This is a genomic window from Pseudomonas sp. R4-39-08, assembly GCF_003852275.1.
Lineage (GTDB): Bacteria > Pseudomonadota > Gammaproteobacteria > Pseudomonadales > Pseudomonadaceae > Aquipseudomonas.
The window spans coordinates 599,052-623,673 of the sequence record NZ_CP027733.1 but is presented as its reverse complement, the minus strand read 5'-3'; the positions used below and the strand labels follow the sequence as shown (position 1 = coordinate 623,673).

Here is a 24,622-nt window from a genome sequence, read left to right as displayed (position 1 = left end):
CTCATGGCCGTCACACCCCCAAGGATAGACGGCAATTGCAAGGACTCAGCTCAATATGGAGACCGTTCCCAAGTATTTCAAGGCGCGTGACAGATTGTCGCTGTCCAGGCTGTCCAGCCAGTGCAAATCGCTCCAGCTGCGCAGCCAGGTGAACTGGCGCTTCGCCAATTGGCGCGTGGCAATGATGCCGCGCTCCTGCATTTCGGCTGACGTCAGCTTGCCATCCAGATGATCCCAGACTTGGCGGTAGCCTACAGCACGTATCGAAGGCAATCCTGGATGCAGATCACCTCGGGAACGCAGTGCTACGACCTCCTCCACAAACCCCTGTTCCAACATAATTGTGAATCTTTGTGCAATTCGTTCATGCAGCACCTGGCGATTTGCCGGAGCGATGGCCAGATTCGCCACAGTATAGGGCAATTGTGACTGACCAGATGCGTCTGCATCAGCACTTTGCGCAGTTTGTTTCAGTCTGTGTTCAGTCATGGTCTGGCCGCTGACGCGCCAGACTTCCAGCGCACGGGTAAGTCGCTGGGGGTCGTTGGGGTGGATGCGCGCCGCAGACACCGGGTCTACCGCCGCCAGCTGGTCGTGCAGGGCCTGCCAGCCGAGGCGCGCGGCTTGATCTTCAAGCTCGGCGCGTACCTGGGCGTCAGCGGGCGGCATGTCCGCCAGGCCCTCCTGCAAAGCCTTGTAGTAGAGCATCGTGCCGCCGACCAACAGCGGGATGTTGCCCCGCGCGGTGATTTCAGCCATGGCGGCCAGGGCGTCGGTACGGAAATCTGCGGCCGAATAGCTTTCGGACGGGTCGATAATGTCGATCAACCGATGCGGATGCCGGGCCAACAGCTCTTTTGAAGGCTTGGCCGTGCCGATGTCCATGTCCCGGTAAACCAGGGCAGAGTCGACGCTGATCAGCTCGCACGGCAAGACCTTGGTCAGTTCGATGGCCAGGTCGGTCTTGCCCGCGGCCGTCGGGCCCATCAGGAAGATCGCGGGGGGCAAGGCACTCATCAGCGACCGCGCAGGAACAGTTTGTCCAGATCATCCAGGCCCATCTGGGTCCAGGTCGGCCGGCCATGGTTGCATTGGCCACTGCGCTCGGTGTTTTCCATGTCGCGCAGCAGGCCGTTCATTTCCGGCAGGGCCAGTCGGCGGTTGGCGCGGATGGCACCGTGGCAGGCCATGGTGCCGAGCAGTTCGTTGATATGCGCCTGGATACGGTCGCTGGTGCCGTATTCCATCAGGTCCGCCAGTACGTCGGACACCAGGCGATTGGCCTCAGCCTGCTTGAGCAGCGCAGGAATCTGACGGATCGCCAGGGCCTCCGGGCCCAGGCGTTGCAGTTCGAAGCCCAGCTTCTGGAACACACCGTGGTGTTCCTCGGCACAATCGGCTTCGCGCTGGCTGACTGCCAGGGATTCCGGCACCAGCAGCGGCTGACCACTGAGCCCTTCACTGGCCATGGCGATCTTCAGGCGCTCGTACATGATCCGCTCGTGGGCGGCGTGCATGTCCACCAGCACCAGGCCGTGGGCATTTTCCGCGAGGATGTAGATGCCCTTGAGTTGCGCCAGCGCGTAGCCCAGCGGCGGAATATCACCGCCGCCCTCGGGCAAGGCAACGGTGCCCGACTCGGCACCCGGCAACGGCGCGAAGAATTCACGGTAAGCCGCCTGGGCCTCAGCCACCGGCACGGTCGATTGCGGCCGTGGCGTGTATTGATATTGATACCCTGCGCCGGCTCCCGAATTGGGCGCGGTGTAATTCGGCTGCGGCTGCGATGATTGCAGCAGGTTGCCAGCGAGGCTCATTTCGCCCTGGGGACCGAACTCGCCAGCCTCGGGGCCGCTCGGGCGGACCACCGCCGTTACGATTGGCGCGGATAACTGGTCATCCGGGCGCACATCGCCCAAGGCACGGTGCAAGGTGCCGTACAAGAAGTCATGCACCATGCGCCCGTCACGGAAGCGCACTTCGTGCTTGGTCGGGTGCACGTTGACGTCGACCACCGAGGGGTCGACCTCGAAAAACAGCACAAACGTCGGATGCCGACCGTTGAACAATACGTCGCGGTACGCCTGGCGAACCGCATGGGCCACCAGTTTGTCGCGCACCGCACGGCCGTTGACGAAGAAATACTGCAAATCGGCCTGGCTGCGGGAGAAGGTCGGCAAACCGACCCAACCCCACAGGCGCAAGCCATTGCGTTCGATTTCAATCGGCAGCGCCTGCTCCAGGAAGCCGGCACCGCACACGGCCGCCACTCGCCGAGCGCGCGCGGCGTCGTCATTGGCTTCGTGCAGGCTGAGGATGGTCTTGCCGTTGTGGCGCAGATGGAACGCCACATCGAAGCGCGCCAGGGCCAGGCGCTTGATCACTTCCTGCAGGTGGTCGAATTCGGTTTTCTCGGCCTTGAGGAATTTGCGCCGCGCCGGGGTGTTGAAGAACAGGTCGCGCACTTCCACCGAGGTACCCACCGGATGGGCCGCCGGCTGGACCCGAGGCGCCATGTCGCGGCCTTCGGTCTCTACTTGCCAGGCCTGTTCGGCGCCGCGCGTACGGGACGTCAGGGTCAGGCGGGCCACGGAACTGATGGAGGCCAGGGCCTCACCGCGAAAGCCCAGGCTCATCACCCGCTCGAGGTCTTCCAGGTCGCGAATCTTGCTGGTGGCGTGACGGGCCAGGGCCAGCGGCAGGTCATCCGAAGAGATGCCGCTGCCATCGTCACGTACCCGCAGCAGCTTGACGCCGCCTTGCTCCACGTCTACGTCGATGCGCTTGGCGCCGGAATCGATACTGTTTTCCAGCAGTTCCTTGATCACCGACGCCGGGCGCTCGACCACCTCACCTGCGGCGATCTGGTTAGCCAGGCGCGGGCTGAGCAGTTCGATGCGCGAGCCACTATTCAACACAGATTCGCTCATTACTGCGCCGCCAATTCAGTGCCGGGGATGGTCAACATCTGGCCAATTCTCAACTCGTCGGTTTTCAGGTTGTTAGCGCTGCGCAAGGCGGCGGGGGTGACCTGGAAACGTACGGCCAGCATCGCCACGGTGTCGCCAGGCTGCACGCGGTGGTCACGCGGGCCCTGGGCGATTTTGCCGGAGTCACGCAACCAGGCGATGTAAGTGCCCGGTGGCGGGTTCTGTTGGAAGAACTGGCGCACGCCGGCGCTGATCGAGCGCGCCAACGCTTGCTGGTGGCTGGCACTGGCCAGCTTCGAGGCCTCGTTGGCGTTGGAAATGAAGCCGGTTTCGACCAGGATCGACGGGATATCCGGCGACTTCAACACCATGAACCCGGCCTGCTCCACGCGTTGCTTGTGCAGCGAGGTGACCCGGCCAATGTTACTCAGGACTTTCTGGCCGACATTCAGGCTGGAGGTCAGCGAGGCGGTCATCGACAAGTCGAGCAGTACGCCGGCGAGCATTTTGTCTTTGTCATCGAGGGAGACGTTGCCGGCCCCGCCGATCAAGTCGGAACGGTTTTCACTGTCGGCCAGCCAACGGGCGGTCTCGGACGTGGCGCCACGATCGGACAAGGCAAACACCGACGCACCGAACGCCGCCGAGGATGGGGCGGCGTCGGCGTGGATCGATACGAACAGGTCCGCGCCCTTCTTGCGGGCGATTTCGGTACGCCCGCGCAACGGGATGAAATAGTCACCGGTACGGGTCAGTTCGGCGCGATAGCCTTTCATGCCGTTGACCTGGCGTTGCAGTTCGCGGGCGATCGCCAGCACCACGTCTTTTTCATGCTGGCCGCGCGAGCCGGACGCGCCGGGGTCTTCGCCACCGTGGCCGGCATCGATCACCACGATAATGTCGCGCTTGCCTGCCGGAGCGGGCGGCGGCGGTGGCAGCTTGACCTGCGGCTGCGAGGGGTTGACCGGCACCGCCGGCACCGTCGCCACGCTGGGCGTCGGCGCAGGCGGCGGGGCGGCATCGGCGGGGTTGTCGAACAGGTCGACCACCAGGCGGTTGCCATATTGGGCGTTGGGCGCCAGGGAGAAGCTTTTGGGGGTGACCGCTTTTTTCAGGTCGATGACCACGCGCAAATCGGTCGGCGTGCGCTGGGCCGAACGCATCATCGTAATCGGGGTGTTGGCGGTGGAGACTTTCAGCGGCGCGGCCAGGGTCGCACCGTTGATGTCGATCACCAGGCGATCAGGCGCCGTGAGGGTAAAGACGCTGTGCTGGACCGGGCCCGACAGGTCGAACACCAGTCGCGTGTTATCCGGCGCTCGCCACAGGCGGACACTCTTGACCTGTGAAGCAGCCACAGCATTGACAGTCATTGCCGCAAGCAACACCCCCACGACAGCAACCAACGCGCGAAAGCGCATACCTAACCCCACCAATTATTTGAATTCCAATGCCAGAGCATCACGCCACGCTTCACCGCGCGGGCTCTGGGGCAACAACTTCAGCTGACGTCCGTGCTCGTGCGGCGTAATGGTAATGGTCATGTCAGGCTTTGGCAAAAAGCCTGTGCCTTTATCTGGCCACTCGATCAGGCACAGCGCGTCTTCGTCGAAGTAATCACGAATGCCCATGAACTCCAGCTCTTCAGGGTCGACCAGGCGATAGAGGTCGAAGTGGAAGGCACGCACGTCACCGATCTCGTAGGGTTCGACCAGGGTGAACGTCGGGCTTTTTACCGCACCGGTATGGCCCAACCCGCGAATGATGCCCCGAGACAGCGTAGTCTTGCCCGCCCCCAGGTCACCTTCGAGAAACACCAGCCCCGCCCCGCCCGTCACTCGTGCAATAGCGTGACCGAACGCGACCATCGCGTCTTCATCGGCCAGGAAAAGATTTACTTCAGGCACGGCGACTGCTCCTCCAACAATTGACGAATGGCAGGTATCAGGTCGCTCGCTGCCAGCCCGCGACCGAAGGTGCCCTGGCGATCCCCTGCCGTGGCGTGCAGCCACACGGCCAGGCAGCTGGCCTCATACGCCGGCATGCCCTGGGCGAGCAATGCGCCCACGAGGCCGGCCAATACGTCACCGAGCCCCGCCGTCGCCATGGCGGGATGGCCCTGGTCACAACGTGAAACGCGCCCGTCCGGGCTTGCAATCAAACTGCCGGCACCCTTGAGAATAGCCACTGCGTCGAATTTACGGCTCAACGCGCGCGCCACCTTAAGGCGGTCGGCCTGAACCTCGGCTGTCGAAATGCCCAGCAGCCGTGCGGCTTCGCCTGGATGCGGGGTGATCACGCAATTGGCGGGCAGGCTGACGCTGCCGGTCGCCAATTGATTCAAGGCATCGGCGTCCCAGACTTGCGGCAGGTGCGCGTTGGCGGCGACGGATAGCAGGCTTTCACCCCAGGACGCATCCCCGAGACCGGGGCCGATCACAATGACCGAGATTTTTTCCAGCAAGCCCATCAGTTGATTGGCCGAACTCACGCCTACGATCATCACTTCCGGCAAGCGCGCCAGCGCGGCGGGAACATGCTCCATACGGGTCGCCAGGGACACCATGCCGGCGCCACTGCGCAACGCGCTCTCGGCACTGAGCAGCGCGGCGCCGCCAAAGCCTCGGTCGCCGCCAATCACCAATAGATGGCCAAACTGCCCTTTATGGGCGTCCGGGGAGCGCGCAGCCAGTTGCGGCAAGTGGCCGGGCAACAGCGGCTGCACGTCGGTTATTTCGTGTTTTGTCTGAGGCATGCGTCTTCAAGCTCCGATGTCTGGCAGAATTATACGCATCTAACCTGTGGTTTCCCGTGTCTCATGCCCGCTATTACCTCCGATCTGCCCGCCCTCGCCCAATCGATCAAAGACTGGGGCCGCGAGCTGGGTTTCCAACAAGTCGGCATCAGCGGTCTCGACCTGGCTGAGCATGAACAGCACCTGCAACGCTGGCTCGACGCGGGCTACCACGGCGAGATGGACTACATGGGCGCCCATGGCAGCAAACGCTCCCACCCCGAAGAACTGGTGCCCGGCACCTTGCGCGTGGTGTCACTGCGCATGGATTACCTGCCCGGCGACACGCAAATGGCACAGCTACTGGCCGAGCCGGAAAAAGCCTATGTCTCGCGTTACGCCCTGGGCCGCGACTATCACAAGCTGATCCGCAAGCGCGTGCAGCAACTGGCCGACCGTATCCAGGCGCAGATCGGGCCGTTCGGCTTTCGAGCCTTTGTCGACAGCGCACCCGTACTGGAAAAAGCCATCGCCGAACAGGCCGGCCTCGGCTGGATCGGCAAGAACACCCTGGTACTCAATCGCAAGGCCGGCAGCTATTTCTTCCTGAGCGAACTGTTTGTCGATTTGCCGTTACCGATCGACCCACCCCATACCACCGAGCACTGTGGCCGCTGCACGGCGTGCCTGGACATCTGCCCCACCAACGCGTTCGTCGGCCCTTACGTGCTGGATGCCCGGCGCTGCATTTCCTACCTGACCATCGAGCTCAAGAGCGCCATTCCCGAGGACCTGCGCCCACTGATCGGCAACCGGGTATTTGGCTGCGATGACTGTCAGATCGTTTGCCCGTGGAATCGTTTCGCCCGACCCACTGGCGAAAGCGATTTCAAGCCACGGCACAATCTGGATAACGCGACCCTGGCCGAACTGTTTATGTGGGACGAGGATAAATTCCTCAGCAGCACCGAAGGCTCACCCTTGCGCCGGGCCGGATACGAGCGCTGGCTGCGCAACCTGGCGGTGGGCCTGGGTAACGCACCCTCGAGCATTCCGGTGCTGGAAGCCTTGAAGGCGCGGCGCGACTACCCGTCGGAACTGGTGCGTGAACATGTGGAATGGGCGCTGAACCAGCACGCCGCCCGCTAGTGGACGTCGTCGTTGTAGACGAACTTGGGCATTTCCCAGTGAAACCGGATCGCCAACAGGCGCAGTAGAAAGCCGCTGAACAAGGTCAGCAGGATCGCCTGTTCGCTGGGCAATTCCAGATACAGGCACAGCAAGTAAAACCAGGCAGCGAGGAACGACACGCTGGCGTACAGCTCACGGCGGAAGATCAGCGGGATGTCGTTGCAAAAGATGTCGCGCAGGATGCCGCCAAAGACACCAGTGATTACGCCACTGACCGAGGCGACCAGCATGCCATGCCCCATTTCCAGGGCGGTCATGCAGCCGATCAAAGTGAACGCCACCAACCCCACGGCATCCAGCGCCAGGAACAGCGAGCGTAGATGGCGCATCAACGGTGCGATAAAGATAGTCACCAGTGCGGCGACGGAGGTCAGCACCAGGTATTCAGGGTGCTTGACCCAGGTCAGCGGGTAATGCCCCAGCAACATATCGCGCACAGAACCGCCACCCAGCGCCGTCACGCACGCGATCAGCACCACGCCAAACCAGTCCATACCACGCCGGCCGGCGGACAAGGCGCCCGTCATGGCTTCGGCGGTGATGGCGATGAGGTAGAGCATCAGCAGCATGATGGCGATCCTTGCAGAGAGGCCGGCAGTCTAATCATTTGCTGATGGCACCAAAAGGGGGCGCTTGGCGATAAACCGAGTCGCCTGCCATCGGGGCCCCCCCCCTCCCACATTGGGACGCAGAGCGTCCTGGGCTGCATTCCCACGCGGAGCGTGGGAACGATCCAAGGCGGAAGGTCTTCAAGCCTTGATGAAATGCTTGCGGTAATGCTGCAACTCGGCGATCGACTCGCGAATATCATCCAGCGCCAAGTGCGTGCTGCCTTTGTGGAAGCTGTCTTTGACCTCCGGCGCCCAGCGTGCAGCCAGCTCTTTCAAGGTGGACACGTCCAGGTTGCGATAGTGGAAGTAGCTCTCCAGCGCCTTCATATGCGTATAAAGGAAGCGACGGTCCTGGCAGATACTGTTGCCGCAGATCGGAGATTTGCCCTTGGGCACCCATTTTTCCAGGAACGCGATGGTTTCGGCTTCGGCTTCGGCCATGCTGATGCGGCTGTCGCGTACACGCTGGGTCAAGCCGGAGTTGCCGTGGGTGCGGGTATTCCATTCGTCCATGGTGGCGAGCACCGCATCGCTGTGATGGATGGCGATCACCGGACCTTCGGCCAAGGTGTTGAGGTTGCTGTCGGTGACGATCGTTGCCATCTCGATGATGACGTCGGTGTCGGGGTTCAGACCGGTCATTTCCAGATCGATCCAAATCAGGTTCTGTGGGTTTTGCATGGCTTGATTCTCTTGGCACCTTGGCGTAGCCGGGCAGTTTAGCAGGCGGCGCCGTGCTAGACTCGCGACCGTTTCACCCAACTTTTGCATTATCGACACGGAACACCAATGGCCAAACGCCAGCTCAATCGTCGCCAAAACTGGCGCATCGAAAAGATTCAAGGTGAACGCGCAGCGCGCGCCGCCAAACGAGAGTCCTCCGCCGTGGAAGCGCTTGAGGGCGGCGACCTGGGTCCCGAACAAACGGGCCTGGTGATCGCGCACTTCGGCGTACAGGTCGAAGTCGAGGCGCTGGAAGGCGAGCTCGCCGGCTCGGTATCCCGCTGCCATTTGCGCGCCAACCTGCCTGCGCTGGTGACCGGCGACAAGGTCGTCTGGCGTGCCGGCAACCAGGGCATCGGCGTGATCGTCGCCCAGTTGCCCCGCAGCACCGAGCTGCGCCGCCCCGACAGCCGCGGCCAGCTCAAGCCGGTGGCGGCCAACGTCGACATGATCGTGATTGTGTTCGCGCCGCTGCCCGAGCCCCACGCCAACCTGATCGACCGCTATCTGGTCGCCGCCGAGCATGCCGGTATCCGCCCGCTGCTGCTGCTGAACAAATTCGACTTGATCGACGAGCAGAACGCGCCGGCGCTTAACGCATTACTGGCGGTCTACCGCACCCTGGGTTATCCGGTACTGGAAGTCTCGGCACACCACGGCAACGGCATGGAACAGCTGCAACAGCAGTTGGACGGGCGTATCAGCGTGTTTGTCGGCCAGTCCGGCGTGGGCAAGTCATCGCTGGTCAACAGCCTGCTGCCGGAAGTCGACACCCGTGTCGGCCCGCTGTCGGAGCTGTCCGGCCAGGGCACGCACACCACCACTACCGCACGGCTGTTCCACTTCCCCGGTGGCGGCGAGCTGATCGACTCCCCAGGCATTCGTGAATTCGGCCTCGGCCATGTCAGCCGCAGCGACGTGGAAGCGGGCTTCATCGAGTTCAACGACCTGATCGGCACCTGCCGCTTCCGCGACTGCAAACACGACCGCGAACCGGGTTGTGCATTGCTCAAGGCCCTGGAAGATGGCCGCGTGCAGCAGCAACGGATGAACAGCTATCGGTCGATTATTGCGAGTTTGCCTGAGAGCAGTTACTGATGGTCAACTTCTTGATACATATAAATCAGGACGCCGACCCTCATAATCCATTGATTTAATAGGTGCAGGCATCAAGAATTCAGGCCAACTCGGTGGCTTACAAACACAAGCTGGCTTGTATTCGGATTTTCTGATGCCCATAATTGCTCCGTCACCAGCGAAAGCTGGCAGGAGTCTGGATCCTTTTCGGAGTTGATCCAGCGGCGCAGAAGGGGCGAAGCAAGCTCCGCTGCGTGTCGAATGAAGCCGCCTTCGGGCGGCTTTGCTTTTTGTGGGGAATTAACAATTGGCTCTCTACTATCACCCCAAACAGGGCGATGTACTGCTGTGCGACTTCACGCGGGGCTTTGTGGCTCCGGAGATGCTGAAGATCCATAAGGTCGTAGTGATATCCCCAACCTCTACGCACAATCGCAAACTGTGCACCGTGGTGCCGATTTCCTCTACTGCACCAGATATCCGGCACGACTGGCACCATCTGCTACGCGCCAACCCACTTCAATCCGACGGTTACAAAGAGCTGTGGGTAAAGTGCGACATGATTTACACCGTCAGCTTCGAACGCCTCGACAAACTGCACAGAAAGACCCGCTCCAAGGGTCGAGAGTACTTCGTACCGCGCCTGTGCGCGGATGATATGCGAGGCGTAATCGGTGGCGTCAAAGCGTACCTGCCACTCTGACCGCAAATGAAAACGCCCCGGCTGATCGGGGCGTTTTCATTTCTGGCTTATAGAGACCGCTTACGGCGCAGGCGCAGGCGCCGTCGGGTCCTTCACGCCACCATCATCAAACAGGTTCAGCTTCTGGCGCAGTTCATGGGCCGGCAGCGGCTCCTGCCCTGGTGGGAGCGCATTCGGGTCCGCCGGTACTTCACCGGGGGCGCCTTCACCCTGAGCCGGCTGTGGCGGTGGCGGTTGATCGCCCTCGATCGCACGCTGGGCCTTTTTGGTCAGCACGACGATGTCGATCCGACGGTTGATCGGGTTGAACGGTTCCTTGGGGTCAAACAGCTGCGATGACGCAAAGCCCACCACCCGCGCCACTTGCGGGTCCGGGTAGCTGCCAGCCACCAGCGCACGGCGGGCGGCGTTGGCGCGGTTGGCCGAAAGTTCCCAGTTGCCGAAGTCGCCCTGCCCCGCGTAGGGCTTGGCATCGGTGTGGCCGCTGATACTGATCTTGTTCGGCACCGCCTTGATGGTGTCGGCCATGGCCAGCAGGATGTCTTCGAAGTACGGCTTCAAGCGTGCGCTGCCGGAATCGAACATCGGCCGGTTGGCCGCGTCGGTGATCTGGATGCGCAAGCCTTCCGGGGTGATCTCGAAGGAAATCTGATCCTTGAACTTCAGCAGTTGCGGGTTTTCCTCAACCTTCGTCTGCAGCTCCTGCAACAGCAGCTCGAGGCGTTCTTTCTCGACCTGTTCGGCCATGGTTTCGACCTTATCGCGCTCGATCGGGATTTTTTCCTGGGGCGATTCGGTCTGCACTTCCGGGTTGATGGTGCGCTCCGGCGCCAACTGCGGCGAGCCACCCAGGTCGATCACGAAGGGCGTGCCACTTTCCGAAAAACCAATCGGGTCCTTGAAGTAACCCGCGATGGCAATCTTCTGTTCAGGGGTAGCGGTGGACATCAGCCACAGCACCAGGAAGAACGCCATCATTGCCGTCGCGAAGTCGGCAAAGGCGATTTTCCAGGCGCCGCCATGGTGCCCCGCTGCGAAGCGCTTGACGCGCTTGATGATGATCGGCTGGTTGTTTTCCATGGCTTAGCGACCGCGAACCGCTTGTTCCAGCTCGGCGAAACTTGGGCGATGTTTCGGGTACAGCACTTTGCGTCCGAACTCTACCGCCAGCGACGGCGGCATGCCGGATGCCGAAGCCACGAGGCACGCCTTGATCGTTTCGTAGAGGTTGATCTCTTCCTTGGCATCGTGGGCCAGCGACGTGGCAAGCGGGCCGAAGAAACCGTAGGCCGCGAGAATACCGAAGAAGGTACCGACCAACGCCGCGCCGACGTGCATGCCGATGGCCGCCTGGTCGCCCTCGCCCAGGGAAGCCATGGTCACCACGATACCCAGCACCGCCGCAACAATACCGAAACCGGGCATGCCGTCGGCAATGCCGGTCACCGCGTGGGAAGGATGCTCCAGCTCTTCCTTGAGGCTGAACAGCTCCATGTCGAAAAGGCCTTCAAGCTCATGGGGAGCCATGTTGCCGGAGGACATGATGCGCAGGTAATCGCAGATATACGCGGTCATGCGCTCGTCTTTGAGCACGGCGGGGTACTTGGCGAAGATCGGGCTGGCGGCGGCGTCTTCGATGTCTCCTTCAATCGCCATCATGCCTTCGCGGCGGCTCTTGTTGAGGATCTCGTAGACCAGCCCCAGCACTTCCAGATAGAACGTGTGCGAGAAGCGCGAGCTGAACATGCCCAGCGACTTCTTGATCACATGCATGGTCATGTAGCCGGGGTTGGCCTGCAGGAAGGCGCCAAAGGCGGCGCCGCCAATGATCAACACTTCGAAAGGCTGAATCAGCGCGGCAATTTTACCGTGGGACAGGACGTACCCACCGAGCACACTTGCGAGGACGACAATGATGCCGATAATTTTAGCCATAGGGGATCTGTACTTGCGCCGTCGGGTTCATGGACATAGTGGGTGCAGCTGAAAAACTCTTGTTCTACTTATCGGCAAAACTGCGCCAGACTATAGCCCGTTAAGGCGAAAAGCCAATTCAGCCCGTTCAGGGCGTGTTGAACACAAGTGACGATCGCGCCCCAATCATGGCTAATGAAACGACAGTCCCAACTGCAAAACCCGCCACACTCGCCGCCTGGATCAAGTGCCTGGACGACGTGCTGCTGCCCGTTCCCCAGGCCAGCCACGAGCGCGTGTGCAAAGCCATCCGCGACAGCCGCAGCTCGTTAAGGGACATTGCCGAGCTGATGCAGGACAGCCCGGCCCTGGTGCTCAGCGTGATGCGCGAGGCCAACAGCCACACTCACGGCAGCCTGGCGGAACCGGCGGAAAACCTCGAAGTGGCGCTCAACCGCCTCGGTCTCAAGCGCGCCGAGGAACTGCTGGCACGCCTGCCTTCGGTGCCGGCCCTAGAAATTCCCGTAGCGCTGCGCCAGCTGCTGTTGATCAGCCAGCATGCCTCGCAGCAGGCCAACGGCTTGTTCGGCAACCGCTTGGCGCGTCTGTGGCAAGACATTCATTGGGGCAGCCTGTTGTTTCTGTCACCGCTGTGGCCGATGGCCGTCGCCTACCCCAAGCTCCTGGAAGAATGGGAACTGCGGGTGATCCACAAAGGCGAGTCGGCGCGCCAGGTCGAGCAGCAATTGTTCGGCGTGCGCCTGCTGGACCTGTGCCTTGGCCTGACTGCGGCCTGGCACCTGCCGATCTGGGTGTCCCAGGGCTACAATCTGTTACTGGGCGAGCGGCGCCTGCTGGTCAAGGCCTTGCGTATCGCCCGCGAAGACGACCCTCTGCGCCACCAACAATTACTCGATGCCGAACCCAACCTGCGCCGCTGGCTGAACCAGCCGGCCAACACCGTACTGCTGGCCAACGGCCTGGCGATGTCGGCGCAGGAGTCCTGGACCTGCCCGCACACTGAACGCTGGCAACACCTCACTGCGCTGTACCTGCAGGAACCACTGGGCGATGTGCAACAGCAGGTGCACCAGCAAGCGGTAACCAGTGCCCGCAGCACCCTGATGCCTGACCTCTGGCACCCGGCGCTGTCGCTGATCTGGCCGTGGCATGTGCAAAAAGTCCATCGTGGCCTGTTGCCCGCGCCGCCGCCGACGGCCGAATCGCTGGCCGTGTGGCGCAGCCGCTGCACGGAGCTGCTGGTCGAGCCGAGCCGCTTTGCCAACGCGATGCACCTGACCACTTGCGCCAGGGAAGCCCTGGTCGCCAGCGGCATGCAGCGCGTATTGCTGTTCATGGCGGATCGCGCTTTGAGCACCTTGCGCGTGCATCAGGCCGATGGCTTGCCCAGGGACGCTGCCAACCTGAGCCTGGATGTGGTCAACAGTACATTGCTGCAACGCCTGCTGGAAAAGTCCGCCCAGGTGCGTCTCAGCCCTGACAACCATGCGCAGTTCTCCGCCCTGCTGCCACCGATCCTGCGGCGCCTGTTTACCGGCGAGCACCTGCTGTTGCGCTCGCTGAGCTGCAATGGCCGCGTGGTGATGCTGATGGTGGCGGACCAGGGTGGCGGGCCGTTCTCGGAAACCACCGTGCAAGCCTTTGGTAAAACCGCGCAATGCATCGAAAAGGCCCTGCACAGCTTTACCAACCGCAGCGCCTGATGCTTGCGCTACAATCGCCCTCCTTTATTGCCAATATTCGTGCCCAGGAGACCTCACATGCCTGACTTCTCTGGCTTGCCGCTGGTGATCGAATCCAGCGACCTGCAAGGTCGCCTGGATGCCGACCACCTGATTCTGGTGGACCTCACCAGTGCCGCCCGCTACGCCGAAGGGCATATCCCCGGCGCGCATTTCGTTGACCCCAAGCGCACCCAATTGGGCCAGCCCCCGCGCCAGGCCTGCTGCCGCACAAGGCCGACCTGGAAAAGCTGTTCGGCGAGCTGGGCCACACCCCCGACGCCACCTATGTGGTCTACGACGACGAGGGCGGCGGCTGGGCCGGGCGCTTTATCTGGATGCTCGATGTCATCGGCCACCAGAAGTACCACTACCTCGACGGCGGCCTTCTGGCGTGGCTGGAGGAAAAGCACCCGGTTTCCACCGAGGTGCCCGCGCCCGCCGGCAGCCCGGTCAGCCTTACGCTGCACGACGGCCCCACCGCCACCCGCGAATACCTGCAAAGCCGGCTCGGCGCAGCCGACCTGGGTATCTGGGACGCACGCGGCCCGCTGGAGTATTCCGGCGAAAAAGTGCTCGCGGCCAAAGCCGGGCACATCCCCGGCGCGGTGAACTTCGAATGGACCGCTGGCATGGACAAGGCGCGCAGCCTGCGTATCCGCCGCGACATGCCGCAAATCCTCGAAGACCTCGGGCTGACCCGCGATAAAGAAATCATCACCCACTGCCAGACCCACCACCGCTCTGGCTTCACCTACCTGGTGGCCAAGGCGCTCGGTTATCCGCGAGTCAAAGGTTATGCCGGTTCCTGGGGCGAATGGGGCAACCACCCCGACACCCCCGTCGAGATTTGAAGCTTAAGGACACTTAATGAAAAAGCAGTTGTTTATCCTCAGTCAGTACTTGCTGCCGCACCACCTGCTGTCGCGCTTGGCCGGCTGCATTGCCGAGTGCCGCGTGCGCTGGTTCAAGAACGCCTTCACCCGCTGGTTCGCCAAGCGTTACCAGGTGGATATGTCCCAGGCGCTGGTTGAAGACGTGACCGCCTACGAGCATTTCAACGCCTTCTTTACCCGCGCATTGAAAGACGGTGCGCGCCCACTGGACCAAACTCCGGGCGCCGTACTGAGCCCGGCCGATGGTGCGGTCAGCCAGCTCGGCCCGATCGAGCATGGCCGTGTGTTTCAGGCCAAGGGCCACAGTTTCAGCGTGCTGGAATTGCTCGGCGGCGACGCCGCGCTGGCTGCGCCGTTCATGGGCGGTGACTTCGCCACTATCTACTTGTCGCCCAAGGACTATCACCGCGTACATATGCCACTGGCCGGTACCTTGCGCGAAATGGTCTATGTGCCGGGGCGGATTTTCTCGGTGAACCAGACCACCGCCGAGAACGTGCCGGAACTGTTTGCGCGTAACGAGCGGGTTGTCTGCCTGTTCGACACCGAACGCGGCCCGATGGCCGTGGTATTGGTGGGCGCGATGATCGTAGCCTCGATCGAGACGGTGTGGGCCGGGCTGGTAACACCACCGAAGCGCGAGCTGAAAACCTTCCGCTATGACGAAGCTGCTCGCGCACCGATTCACCTGGAGAAAGGTGCGGAGTTGGGTCGCTTCAAGTTGGGTTCTACTGCGATCGTGCTGTTTGGGCCGGACCAGGTGCAGTGGGCGCAGGAACTGGCGGCGGGCACGCCGGTGCAGATGGGCCAGGGTATCGGCTCACCTAAAGCCTGATGATCATTCCCACGCTCTGCGTGGGAATGCAGCGCAGGGCGCTCTGCGCCCCCAAAGCCTGACGCAGAGCGTCACAGAAGGCATTCCCACGCGAAGCGTGGGAATGATCTGTCGAGTTACAGCTGACCATCACGGTCGCGCAAGCCCAGCAGATACAGCACCCCATCCAACCCCAAGGTCGAAATCGCCTGCTTGGCCGATTGCTTGACCAATGGCTTGGCGCGAAACGCCACACCCAATCCCGCAATCGCCAGCATCGGCAAGTCGTTCGCGCCGTCGCCGACCGCAATGGTCTGCTCCAAACGCAAGCCTTCCTTGTGCGCCAGCTCCTTGAGCAGGTCCGCCTTGCGTTGTGCATCGACAATCGGCTCCACCGCCACGCCGGTCACTTTGCCATCCACCACTTCCAGCTCGTTGGCGAATACATAGTCAATGCCCAGCTTGGCCTGCAGTTGCTTGGCGAAGTAGGTGAAGCCGCCAGACAGGATGGCCGTCTTGTAGCCCAGGCGCTTGAGCTCGGCGAACAAGGTTTCGGCGCCTTCGGTCAGGCGCAGGGACGCGCCGATTGAATCGAGCACGCTCACATCCAGGCCCTTGAGCAACGCCAGGCGCTCCTTGAAGCTGGCGCGAAAATCCAGCTCGCCGGCCATCGCGCGCTCGGTAATGGCCGAGACTTGCTCGCCCACACCGGCGGCCTTGGCCAGTTCGTCGATGACTTCGGCTTCGATTAGCGTGGAGTCCATGTCGAACACCGCCAGGCGACGGTTGCGTCGGAACAGCGAGTCCTCCTGGAAAGCGATGTCGACATTCAGCTCCTGGGCCACGCTCAGGAATTCAGCGCGCAGCGCCTGCGCATCGGCCGGCTCGCCCCGTACGGAGAACTCGATGCAGCCCTTGCCTTTGTCTGCGGGCGTGTCCAAGGGCATGCGACCCGACAGACGGTCGATATGGTCGATGTTCAAGCCGTAGTGCGCCGTGATCGAACTGACGCGCTGCAACTGTTCGGCCGTGACCTTGCGGGTGAGCAAGGTCACGATATGGCGTTTTTTGCCCTGGCCTTCGACCCAATGCTGGTAATCGGCTTCTGACACCGGCGTGAAACGCACCTGCTGATCCAGCTTGTAGGCCGTAAACAGGATGTCCTTGAGTACCGACGAAGCCTGCTCGTTGCTGGGGATTTCCACCAGGATGCCGAACGACAGGGTGTCGTGGATCACCGCCTGGCCGATGTCGAGAATGTTCACACCACCCTGAGCCAGAACGCCGGTAATGGCAGCGGTGAGACCCGGTCGGTCAAGACCCGTGATGTTGATCAGGACAATTTCGCGCAAAGCGCACCCCCAGGCTGGAAAAAAACCGCATTCTACCCACTTTCAGTGATCATCGGGCACAGCCAGCGCTTTGCCGGTCATGGGCCTGTCGCTATACTGCGCGTCAACTTCACGGACCAAGAGCCGAGCGCAAGTGAACCGGCCCACGCCAGTAAAAACCGATAACTTCTTCCTGCTGATCTTCCGGGCACTGCGTCACCGCCGTGTACCGATCGCATTACGCATCGCCAGCCATAACGTGATCCTGGTCGCCCTGGCCCTGGTGATCTACGCCTGCGTGATGGGTTTGCAGTTCAAGCAGGCCATGCACGAGCAGGCCGACGCCCTCGGCGAGAGCCTGACCACCCAGACCGCCACCTCGGCGACTGAGTTGTTGGTGTCCAACGACATCCTCAGCCTCAACGTATTGCTCAACAACCTGACCAAGAACCCGCTGGTGGCCCACGCCGCCATTTATAGCGTGGACAACCGGATCATGGCCGAAGCCGGGCAGCGCCCGAAAAACGGCCTGCTGGGCGAAGCCGAGGGCCTGTATCAGAGCAATATCACGTTTCAGGATGTAAAAGCCGGCCAATTGCGCATCAGCCTGGACATGCAGCAATTCCAGCAGCCGATGACCATCAGCCTGCAGAGCATGGGCATCTTGAGCGCGATCCTGCTGGCCCTGGCCCTGGCGTTGAGCCTGCGCCTGGGACGGCATATCTCCACGCCGTTGATGCAACTGCGCATCTGGCTGCGCGATATCGACGAACACACCCCAGCCACCGACCGCCAGGACGAAATCGGCGACCTGGCGCGCCAGCTGCATGCCAGCTTCGCCCCGGAGCCGACCGTGCCTGAGGTCGAACCCGAACCCGAGTACGACGACGCCGACTACACCGACGAACCTGAGTTTGAAGTACGCGACCTGCGCGACCCAGGCTTCGACGAAAGCGCTCCGGTGGCGGGCTTGAAGCCTGCGCCGCGGCATGTAATCAGGGCCGAAGAAGACGAGCTGGACGACGAAGACCCGTTCGCCGACCTGCGTGATACCGCCGAGGCCGTGCCCGTCGTGGCGCCGAAGCCGCTTCCCGCCAAAAGCAGCGAACCTCAGTACAGCGCCGTACTCGCCGTGCAACTGGGTGCCCAGGACCAACTGCGCCGCTTGCCCCGCGCTCGCTTGACGGAACTGCTGGAACGCTACCGCGACTGTCTCGACCAGGCCGCCTCGCTCTACCAGAGCGAACTGCACACCCTGAACGACGGCAGCACGCTGATGCTGTTCCACAGCGAAGACAGCGGCGAGGACTACCTGACCAACGCCATCTGCTGCGGCGAGTTGTTGCGCGCCCTGGGTCATGCCCTGCAGATTGAAGTGGCGGACAGCGGCATCACGTTGCAACTGCAACTGGGCTTGACGGTGGGTGATGACCTGTTCGGCATCAGCCAGATCGACCTGCTGCTGACCGAGATCGCCCAGGATGCCTTGGCCTTGTCGCAACACAGCCGCAACCTGCTGCTGGTAGAGCGCAAGATCAGTGAAGACACGTTGATCCGCCAACGCGCACGCATCCGCCCGATTGCCAGCCCTGAGGGCGCCAGCTGCGTGGAGCGCTTGATGGAACCTTATCCCTCAATGCTGGAACGGCAGCTGGCGCGGATGCATGAGACGCGCACAAAGACATAAGGCACGCAATTGCTCCCTGTGGGAGGGGGCTTGCCCCCTCCCACATTTGACTGCGCCATGGCTTCTATTTCAGATACAAAAAAGGCCCGCTTACTCAGCGGGCCTTTTGTTTGTCTGCTATTCAGATCAAAACCTGAACACTTCCAAATCCGTACGAATCGGTGTCGCCATCGGCATCTTGGGCTTTTCCGGCGCTGAGGGCTTGGCCTGTGCCGGCGTCTGTTTGCGCGGGGCCTCGGCAATCGGCGGCTGGTTGGCCAACGGCTTGATCGCGACCGACAACTGTTGCGCCAGGTGCTGCAACAATACGCCCTGGGCCTGGACCTGGGACGCCGTGGTGCCGGTATGTTCTTCCTGCAGGTGCACGATACGGTTGTCCCGGACCTGGCCGCGACGGTCGATCAGGCGCCACTGTGCATCCAGGATCGCCGGCTGCGAGGTACCGGAGTCAAGCCGCGTGATCGTCAGCAGCACCTGCACATCCGGGGTAAACCCGGATGGCCCCGGCGCCAGCACCACACGCTGGCTGTCCAACTGACCCGCCACCTGACGCAACATCAATTGATTGATATCGGAGGACAGGCTGCCCGCCCAACGACCATCGGTGGAACCTTGCAGGCTGCCGTCGTTCTGACGTTGCAGCAGGGTTTCGCGTTGCAGGTAATCGGCAACGATTACCGGCCCCAGCAGAACGGCCATGCCGGCGGTTTGTGCTGGCTGAGCCGGACTTCCGCTGTCCAGCTGGTACAGCGACACCGGCTGGTGCGTGCTGCAACCCGCCAGCCCCAACAGGCCAGCGAGCATCAAAAATAGAGGAAGGCGTGGAGCAGTCATCATCCCATCCAGGTGGCTGCCGCACGGCGAACCACAATGTAATACTAAAAATAACCTAAATACGCTCGGCCACGCCGGCGCTGGAAAGGCCATATCATCCGTGAATATGCGCCATGACTCCAGCGCCAAAGCGTCGATCTACGCGTTAAATCGTAGATCGAGGCCTCTAGTACGCCTTAAGCAGGCGTTTCTACCAACAAAGCATCCACTCTCTGGAAGCCGCGAGGCAGTTTGTTACCGCGTCGACCGCGCTCGCCCTTGTAATGTTCAAGGTCGTCGGGGCGCAAGGACAACGTGCGCTTGCCGGCCTGGAGCACCAGGGTTGAGCCTTCCGGGATGACGGCGATGTCGGTCACGTACTCCTCGCGACTGGCTACCCGCTCTCCGGGGATACCAATGATCTTGTTGCCCTTGCCCTTGCCCAACTGCGGCAGGTCGCTGATCTTGAACACCAGCAAACGCCCTTCGGTGGTCACCGAGGCCAGCCAGTTATGCTCGCGATCCTCCACCGGTCGCGGCAGGATCACCTTGGCGTTGTTCGGCAGGCTCAACAGCGCCTTGCCCGCCTTGTTCTTGGCCTGCAGGTCTTCACCCTTGACCACGAAACCATAGCCGGCGTCGGAGGCGATGACGTACAGCGAATCATCGTCCGGCAACAGCACGCACTCGAAATTCGCCCCCGGCGGCGGCGTGAGGCGCCCGGTCAGCGGCTCGCCCTGCCCGCGTGCTGAGGGCAGGGTGTGGGCCGGCACCGAATAACTGCGCCCCGTCGAATCGATAAACACCGCAAATTGGTTGGAACGCCCAGCCGCCGCAGTCTTGAAGCCATCACCCGCCTTGTAGGAAAGGCCAGTAGCGTCAATATCATGCCCTTTGGCGGAACGAACCCAACCCTTTTCCGACAGAACGACGGTAATTTTCTCGTTAGGCAACAGCTCGGTTTCTGTCAGAGCTTTCGCTTCTGCGCGCTCGACAATCGGCGAGCGGCGGTCATCGCCGTAGGTTTCGGCGTCTTTGATCAGTTCACTGCGCACCAGCTTCTTGAGCTTGGTTTCGCTGCCCAGCAGCGCCTGCAGCTTGGCTTGTTCCTTGAGCAGCGCGTCCTGCTCGTCGCGCAGCTTCATTTCTTCCAGGCGTGCCAACTGGCGCAAGCGGGTGTCGAGGATGTAGTCAGCCTGGATTTCGCTCAGCTCGAAGCGCGCGATCAGCTCGGCCTTCGGGTGCTCGGCGGTACGGATGATATGAATCACTTCATCCAGGTTGAGGTAGGCAATCAGCAAGCCGTCCAACAGGTGCAAGCGGCGCTCGACCTTGTCCAGGCGAAATTGCAGGCGGCGGCGCACGGTCTGCACGCGGAACTCCAGCCATTCCACCAGCAAATTGCGCAGGTTTTTGAGCTGTGGCTTGCCGTCCAGGCCGATGATGTTGACGTTGACCCGGTAGCTGGACTCAAGGTCGGTGCTGGCAAACAAATGCTGCATCAGCACTTCATGATCAACCCGGCTATTGGTCGGGATGATCACGATGCGGCAAGGGTTTTCGTGGTCGGACTCATCGCGCAGGTCGGCGACTTGCGGCAATTTCGACGGTTTTGCCTGCATCAACGCGGCAATCTGCTCCAGCACCTTGGCGCCGGATACCTGATGCGGCAATGCGGTCACAATAATGTCGCCGTCTTCGACGTGGTACACCGCGCGCATGCGCACCGAGCCCTTGCCGGTTTCGTACATCTTCAGCAGGTCGGCGCGCGGCGTGATGATTTCAGCCTCGGTCGGGTAGTCCGGGCCCTGGATATGCTCGCACAGCTGCTCGACCGTGGCTTTTGGCTCATCCAACAGGCGCACGCAGGCCGTGGCGACTTCGCGCAGGTTGTGCGGCGGCACGTCGGTGGCCATGCCGACCGCGATGCCGGTGGTGCCATTTAGCAGGATATTCGGCAAACGTGCCGGCAATACCAGGGGTTCGTCGAGTGTGCCGTCAAAGTTCGGCCCCCAGTTCGCGGTGCCCTGGCCCAGCTCGCTGAGCAGTACTTCCGAGTAGCGCGACAGGCGCGCCTCGGTATAACGCATGGCGGCGAAGGACTTGGGATCATCCGGCGCACCCCAGTTACCCTGGCCATCGACCAGGGTGTAGCGGTAGCTGAACGGCTGGGCCATCAGCACCATGGCTTCATAGCACGCCGAATCGCCGTGGGGGTGGAACTTACCGAGCACGTCACCGACGGTACGCGCCGACTTCTTGTGCTTGGAGTCGGCGTCCAGGCCCAACTCACTCATGGCGTAGATAATGCGCCGTTGTACCGGCTTCAGGCCGTCGCCGATATGCGGCAGGGCACGGTCCATGATCACGTACATGGAGTAGTTGAGGTAGGCATTTTCGGTGAAGTCAGCCAGCGATCGGCGTTCTACGCCATCTAAGCTGTCTGCGAGGATGTCACTCATGCGGGCCTCATCATGGGGTAAGGCGCAACGGAATTGCCGCTGCGCTGATTCAATTCAAATTCGTGACGGCTCATGGCTGGGCACTCCAGCCACCGGCCGGGGCGGCGAAACGATAGACCACCGGGCGCTTTTCACCATCGGCACGCGCGCCGAAATTATTGTCGATGCCAATCCAGGCACCGTCGGCGTCCACCGCCAGGGCTTCGGCCAGGCCGTAAGGCTGGGGGTAACGCCGCTCGGGCGTCAGGGTTTCGTCGGCAAACGACCAGCACAGCTCAACCTCGGCCGTCACCGTATCGCGCCGGCAAATCTGGAACGCATTGCGCTCCAGGGTAAACAGCTTGCCGTTGAACAGCGCCAGGTCGGCAAAGTCCTTCGACACCGCCTTGGCGTTGGGGAAGTGCGCCGGCTGCACTTCCAGGCCGGCGTCGCTCAACACCACGCAAGCACCGTCGCAATCCCACACGCTCTGCCCGCGCTTGATCGAGACCAGGCCACGGCGCTCACGCTCGGCCGCCAGCCAGATGCGATCGCCTTGCGGGTTCACCGTCAGGCCCTCGAACAACGCATTGAAGTGCAGCAACATGCCGCTGGCCCGGGCCTCGCGCACCATGCCTGGGGCAATTTTCAGCCACTCGGGTGCGCCTGCTACCGGCACCTGCAACACCGCCGCGTGGGCTTCGCTGACGATGTAGCGGTTGCCTGCGGCATCACAGCTGATGCCTTCGAAATCCAGGTCGCCACCGCGAACGAACGAAGCCGCCTTGGTGCGCGAGCGCAAACCCCACGGCAGGCCGGATTCGGGCACGGGGGGTACGTCGATCTTCACCACTTCGGCGGTCCAGGTCGGCGCGCGGGTGTCCAGGCGATAAATCTGCTCATCATCACGGTCCGACACGGTCCACAATTGCTCGCCACATAGCGCCAGGCCCGACAGGTTCCCGCCGCGCATGCCGTCTACCGGGTGTTCCGACACCAGCTTGAGTTCAGCCACGGGCGCGGCAACCACATCGGTGGTCGCCAACCCGCACACCATCAGGATCGCCAGGGCGACGCCTGTGCGCATCAGCCCAGAACCTCGGCCAGGTTGCCTTTGGATTCGAGCCAGGCTTTGCGATCCGGTGCGCGCTTTTTCGCCAGCAGCATGTCCATCATTTCCGACGTGCCGGCGAAGTCTTCCAGGGTCAACTGCACCAGGCGCCGGGTGTTCGGGTCCATGGTGGTTTCGCGCAGTTGCGGCGGGTTCATTTCGCCCAGGCCCTTGAATCGCGTGACCTGTGGCTTGCCGCGTTTCTTCTCGGCCACCAGGCGGTCGAGAATGCCATCGCGCTCGGCTTCGTCCAGGGCGTAGAAAATCTCCTTGCCCAGGTCGATCCGGTACAGCGGTGGCATGGCGACGTAGACGTGACCGGCATCCACCAACGGGCGGAAGTGCTGCACGAACAACGCACACAGCAGGGTCGCGATGTGCAGGCCGTCGGAGTCGGCGTCAGCGAGGATGCAGATCTTGCCGTAGCGCAACTGGCTGATGTCCGCCGCGCCCGGGTCGACGCCGATGGCCACGGCAATGTTGTGCACTTCCTGGCTGGCCAGGACTTCGCTGCCGTCGACTTCCCAGGTGTTGAGGATCTTGCCGCGCAACGGCAGGATCGCCTGGAACTCCTTGTCCCGCGCTTGCTTGGCGGAACCACCGGCGGAATCACCTTCCACCAGGAACAGCTCGGAACGCATCGGGTCCTGCCCGGCGCAATCGGCCAGCTTGCCGGGCAATGCCGGGCCCTGGGTGATGCGCTTGCGCTCGACCTTCTTGCTGGCCTTGAGGCGACGACCGGCGTTGTTGATCGCCAGTTCCGCCAGGGCCAGGCCCAGCTCCGGGTGCTCGTTGAGCCACAGGCTGAAGGCATCCTTGACCACACCGGAGACAAACGCCGCCGCCTCGCGGGACGACAGGCGCTCCTTGGTCTGGCCGGAAAATTGCGGCTCCTGCATTTTCATCGACAGCACGAAGGCGATGCGCTCCCACACGTCTTCCGGCGCCAGCTTCACGCCGCGTGGCAGCAGGCTGCGGTATTCGCAGAATTCGCGCATGGCATCCAGCAGGCCCTGGCGCAAGCCATTGACGTGGGTGCCGCCCTGGGCGGTGGGGATCAGGTTGACGTAGCTTTCCTGCACGCTGTCGCCGCCTTCGGGCAACCACAACAGCGCCCAGTCGACGGCTTCCTTGTTACCGGCCAGGCTGCCGCAGAACGGCGCGTTGGGCAGGCGCTCGAAGTCGCTGACGGAGTCTTCCAGGTAGGAGCGCAGGCCGTCTTCGTAGTGCCACTCGACCTTCTCCCCCGTGCCTTTGTCTTCAAAGCTCACCAGCAGGCCCGGGCACAGCACGGCCTTGGCCTTGAGCACGTGCTTGAGGCGGCTGATGGAGAATTTCGGCGAATCGAAGTATTTCGGGTCCGGCGCGAAGTACACGCTGGTGCCGGTATTGCGCTTGCCAACGGTGCCGATCACCTGCAGGTCGGTGGCTTTGTAGCCATCGGCGAAGGTCATCTCGTACTCGTTGCCGTCGCGCTTGACCTTGACCCGGACGTGGTTCGACAGCGCGTTGACCACCGAAATACCCACGCCGTGCAGGCCGCCGGAGAACTGGTAGTTCTTGTTGGAGAACTTGCCGCCGGCGTGCAGCTTGGTAAGGATCAGCTCGACGCCCGACACACCCTCTTCGGGGTGGATGTCCACTGGCATGCCGCGACCGTCATCGGACACTTCCAGGGAGTGATCGGCGTGGAGAATGACCTGCACCGACTTGGCGTGGCCGGCCAGGGCTTCGTCAACGCTGTTGTCGATGACTTCCTGGGCGAGGTGGTTCGGCCGACTGGTGTCGGTGTACATGCCGGGGCGTTTGCGCACCGGGTCGAGGCCCGAGAGGACTTCGATGGCGTCGGCGTTATAAGAGCTAGCGCTGGGAGTGGCCATGGGGTCTCGTCGTGAGTCGTTCGA

General features: G+C 62.2%; 20 protein-coding genes and 1 pseudogene. 7 read left to right on the top strand and 14 right to left on the bottom strand.

Annotation, left to right across the window (positions count from 1 at the left end; genetic code table 11):
- Nucleotides 1-45 precede the first annotated feature (45 nt).
- The 5 genes from miaA to C4J88_RS02570 are packed head-to-tail and all read right to left on the bottom strand — an operon-like array spanning nt 46 to nt 5,685.
- Nucleotides 46-1,017 (bottom strand): tRNA (adenosine(37)-N6)-dimethylallyltransferase MiaA, encoded by a 972-nt coding sequence (miaA, locus tag C4J88_RS02590; protein WP_124361022.1) that lies wholly within the window; start codon nt 1,015-1,017, stop codon nt 46-48.
- Nucleotides 1,017-2,930 carry a DNA mismatch repair endonuclease MutL gene (mutL, locus tag C4J88_RS02585; protein ID WP_124406146.1) on the bottom strand — a complete coding sequence of 638 codons (1,914 nt, stop codon included), beginning with the start codon at nt 2,928-2,930 and terminating at the stop codon, nt 1,017-1,019. Before mutL ends, miaA begins: the two co-directional genes overlap by 1 nt.
- The gene (locus C4J88_RS02580; protein ID WP_124365623.1) at nt 2,930-4,351 is read right to left on the bottom strand and encodes an N-acetylmuramoyl-L-alanine amidase; all 1,422 of its coding nucleotides are present in this window, start codon (nt 4,349-4,351) and stop codon (nt 2,930-2,932) included. Before C4J88_RS02580 ends, mutL begins: the two co-directional genes overlap by 1 nt.
- Before the next feature lie 15 nt (nt 4,352-4,366).
- Complete coding sequence (gene tsaE / locus C4J88_RS02575; protein WP_124361019.1) at nt 4,367-4,837, bottom strand: tRNA (adenosine(37)-N6)-threonylcarbamoyltransferase complex ATPase subunit type 1 TsaE; 471 nt, start codon at nt 4,835-4,837, stop codon at nt 4,367-4,369.
- On the bottom strand, nt 4,825-5,685 hold the full coding sequence (locus C4J88_RS02570) for an NAD(P)H-hydrate dehydratase (protein ID WP_124406145.1): 861 nt from the start codon (nt 5,683-5,685) through the stop codon (nt 4,825-4,827). The genes tsaE and C4J88_RS02570 overlap by 13 nt, the downstream gene beginning before the upstream one ends.
- A gap of 63 nt (nt 5,686-5,748) precedes the next feature.
- Here C4J88_RS02570 and queG point away from each other — a divergent pair, with 63 nt between their 5' ends.
- Nucleotides 5,749-6,813 carry a tRNA epoxyqueuosine(34) reductase QueG gene (gene queG / locus C4J88_RS02565; protein ID WP_124406144.1) on the top strand — a complete coding sequence of 355 codons (1,065 nt, stop codon included), beginning with the start codon at nt 5,749-5,751 and terminating at the stop codon, nt 6,811-6,813.
- Here the strand turns inward: queG and C4J88_RS02560 are convergent.
- Both C4J88_RS02560 and orn read right to left on the bottom strand, forming a co-directional pair.
- On the bottom strand, nt 6,810-7,427 hold the full coding sequence (locus C4J88_RS02560) for a trimeric intracellular cation channel family protein (RefSeq protein WP_177412764.1): 618 nt from the start codon (nt 7,425-7,427) through the stop codon (nt 6,810-6,812). The two genes, queG and C4J88_RS02560, sit on opposite strands and share 4 nt — an antisense overlap.
- Before the next feature lie 177 nt (nt 7,428-7,604).
- Nucleotides 7,605-8,147, bottom strand: coding sequence for an oligoribonuclease (orn, locus tag C4J88_RS02555; RefSeq protein ID WP_010213620.1), 543 nt, complete (start codon nt 8,145-8,147; stop codon nt 7,605-7,607).
- Nucleotides 8,148-8,255: 108 nt separating this feature from the next.
- Between orn and rsgA the strand changes: the two genes are divergently transcribed.
- Both rsgA and C4J88_RS02545 read left to right on the top strand, forming a co-directional pair.
- Nucleotides 8,256-9,287, top strand: coding sequence for a small ribosomal subunit biogenesis GTPase RsgA (gene rsgA, locus C4J88_RS02550; RefSeq protein ID WP_005784215.1), 1,032 nt, complete (start codon nt 8,256-8,258; stop codon nt 9,285-9,287).
- Between the two features lie 286 nt (nt 9,288-9,573).
- Complete coding sequence (locus C4J88_RS02545) at nt 9,574-9,969, top strand: type II toxin-antitoxin system PemK/MazF family toxin (protein ID WP_124406143.1); 396 nt, start codon at nt 9,574-9,576, stop codon at nt 9,967-9,969.
- 60 nt (nt 9,970-10,029) lie between these two features.
- On the opposite strand, the gene motB is transcribed toward C4J88_RS02545, so the two are convergent.
- Entirely contained in the window at nt 10,030-11,049 is a 1,020-nt protein-coding gene (gene motB / locus C4J88_RS02540; RefSeq protein WP_124365618.1) for a flagellar motor protein MotB, read from the bottom strand.
- Between the two features lie 3 nt (nt 11,050-11,052).
- On the bottom strand, nt 11,053-11,904 hold the full coding sequence (gene motA, locus C4J88_RS02535) for a flagellar motor stator protein MotA (protein WP_124406142.1): 852 nt from the start codon (nt 11,902-11,904) through the stop codon (nt 11,053-11,055).
- 167 nt (nt 11,905-12,071) lie between these two features.
- Here motA and C4J88_RS02530 point away from each other — a divergent pair, with 167 nt between their 5' ends.
- The 3 genes and pseudogenes from C4J88_RS02530 (at nt 12,072) to asd (ending at nt 15,356) form a co-directional block, all read left to right on the top strand.
- On the top strand, nt 12,072-13,607 hold the full coding sequence (locus C4J88_RS02530; protein ID WP_124406141.1) for an HDOD domain-containing protein: 1,536 nt from the start codon (nt 12,072-12,074) through the stop codon (nt 13,605-13,607).
- A 57-nt stretch (nt 13,608-13,664) separates the two neighbouring features.
- Nucleotides 13,665-14,479 (top strand): annotated as a pseudogene (locus tag C4J88_RS02525) (rhodanese-like domain-containing protein).
- A 16-nt stretch (nt 14,480-14,495) separates the two neighbouring features.
- A complete protein-coding gene (gene asd, locus C4J88_RS02520) occupies nt 14,496-15,356 on the top strand; it encodes an archaetidylserine decarboxylase (RefSeq protein ID WP_124365614.1) in 861 nt (286 codons plus the stop codon).
- A 116-nt stretch (nt 15,357-15,472) separates the two neighbouring features.
- On the opposite strand, the gene serB is transcribed toward asd, so the two are convergent.
- A complete protein-coding gene (gene serB / locus C4J88_RS02515) occupies nt 15,473-16,687 on the bottom strand; it encodes a phosphoserine phosphatase SerB (RefSeq protein ID WP_124361009.1) in 1,215 nt (404 codons plus the stop codon).
- A gap of 133 nt (nt 16,688-16,820) precedes the next feature.
- On the opposite strand from serB, the gene C4J88_RS02510 reads away from it, so the two are divergent.
- Nucleotides 16,821-18,353 (top strand): AhpA/YtjB family protein, encoded by a 1,533-nt coding sequence (locus tag C4J88_RS02510; protein WP_124406140.1) that lies wholly within the window; start codon nt 16,821-16,823, stop codon nt 18,351-18,353.
- Between the two features lie 126 nt (nt 18,354-18,479).
- Here C4J88_RS02510 and C4J88_RS02505 read toward each other — a convergent pair whose 3' ends face one another.
- From C4J88_RS02505 to parE, 4 genes are all read right to left on the bottom strand, one after another.
- Nucleotides 18,480-19,190 (bottom strand): membrane integrity-associated transporter subunit PqiC, encoded by a 711-nt coding sequence (locus C4J88_RS02505; protein WP_124406139.1) that lies wholly within the window; start codon nt 19,188-19,190, stop codon nt 18,480-18,482.
- 173 nt (nt 19,191-19,363) lie between these two features.
- On the bottom strand, nt 19,364-21,628 hold the full coding sequence (gene parC / locus C4J88_RS02500; RefSeq protein ID WP_124365611.1) for a DNA topoisomerase IV subunit A: 2,265 nt from the start codon (nt 21,626-21,628) through the stop codon (nt 19,364-19,366).
- A 70-nt stretch (nt 21,629-21,698) separates the two neighbouring features.
- Complete coding sequence (locus C4J88_RS02495; protein ID WP_124406138.1) at nt 21,699-22,694, bottom strand: esterase-like activity of phytase family protein; 996 nt, start codon at nt 22,692-22,694, stop codon at nt 21,699-21,701.
- Nucleotides 22,694-24,598 carry a DNA topoisomerase IV subunit B gene (parE, locus tag C4J88_RS02490; protein ID WP_124406137.1) on the bottom strand — a complete coding sequence of 635 codons (1,905 nt, stop codon included), beginning with the start codon at nt 24,596-24,598 and terminating at the stop codon, nt 22,694-22,696. The genes C4J88_RS02495 and parE overlap by 1 nt, the downstream gene beginning before the upstream one ends.
- Nucleotides 24,599-24,622: the final 24 nt, after the last annotated feature.

Bases quoted from the DNA above. Each gene is read 5' to 3' on its own strand.
- mutL (WP_124406146.1), bottom strand. From the start codon at position 2,930: ATGAGCGAATCTGTGTTGAATAGTGGCTCGCGCATCGAACTGCTCAGC.
- parE (WP_124406137.1), bottom strand. From the start codon at position 24,598: ATGGCCACTCCCAGCGCTAGCTCTTATAACGCCGACGCCATCGAAGTC.
- motB (WP_124365618.1), bottom strand. From the start codon at position 11,049: ATGGAAAACAACCAGCCGATCATCATCAAGCGCGTCAAGCGCTTCGCA.
- asd (WP_124365614.1), top strand. From the start codon at position 14,496: ATGAAAAAGCAGTTGTTTATCCTCAGTCAGTACTTGCTGCCGCACCAC.
- C4J88_RS02495 (WP_124406138.1), bottom strand. From the start codon at position 22,694: ATGCGCACAGGCGTCGCCCTGGCGATCCTGATGGTGTGCGGGTTGGCG.
- C4J88_RS02505 (WP_124406139.1), bottom strand. From the start codon at position 19,190: ATGATGACTGCTCCACGCCTTCCTCTATTTTTGATGCTCGCTGGCCTG.
- C4J88_RS02570 (WP_124406145.1), bottom strand. From the start codon at position 5,685: ATGCCTCAGACAAAACACGAAATAACCGACGTGCAGCCGCTGTTGCCC.
- C4J88_RS02530 (WP_124406141.1), top strand. From the start codon at position 12,072: ATGGCTAATGAAACGACAGTCCCAACTGCAAAACCCGCCACACTCGCC.
- miaA (WP_124361022.1), bottom strand. From the start codon at position 1,017: ATGAGTGCCTTGCCCCCCGCGATCTTCCTGATGGGCCCGACGGCCGCG.
- queG (WP_124406144.1), top strand. From the start codon at position 5,749: ATGCCCGCTATTACCTCCGATCTGCCCGCCCTCGCCCAATCGATCAAA.
- rsgA (WP_005784215.1), top strand. From the start codon at position 8,256: ATGGCCAAACGCCAGCTCAATCGTCGCCAAAACTGGCGCATCGAAAAG.
- parC (WP_124365611.1), bottom strand. From the start codon at position 21,628: ATGAGTGACATCCTCGCAGACAGCTTAGATGGCGTAGAACGCCGATCG.
- motA (WP_124406142.1), bottom strand. From the start codon at position 11,904: ATGGCTAAAATTATCGGCATCATTGTCGTCCTCGCAAGTGTGCTCGGT.
- orn (WP_010213620.1), bottom strand. From the start codon at position 8,147: ATGCAAAACCCACAGAACCTGATTTGGATCGATCTGGAAATGACCGGT.
- C4J88_RS02580 (WP_124365623.1), bottom strand. From the start codon at position 4,351: ATGCGCTTTCGCGCGTTGGTTGCTGTCGTGGGGGTGTTGCTTGCGGCA.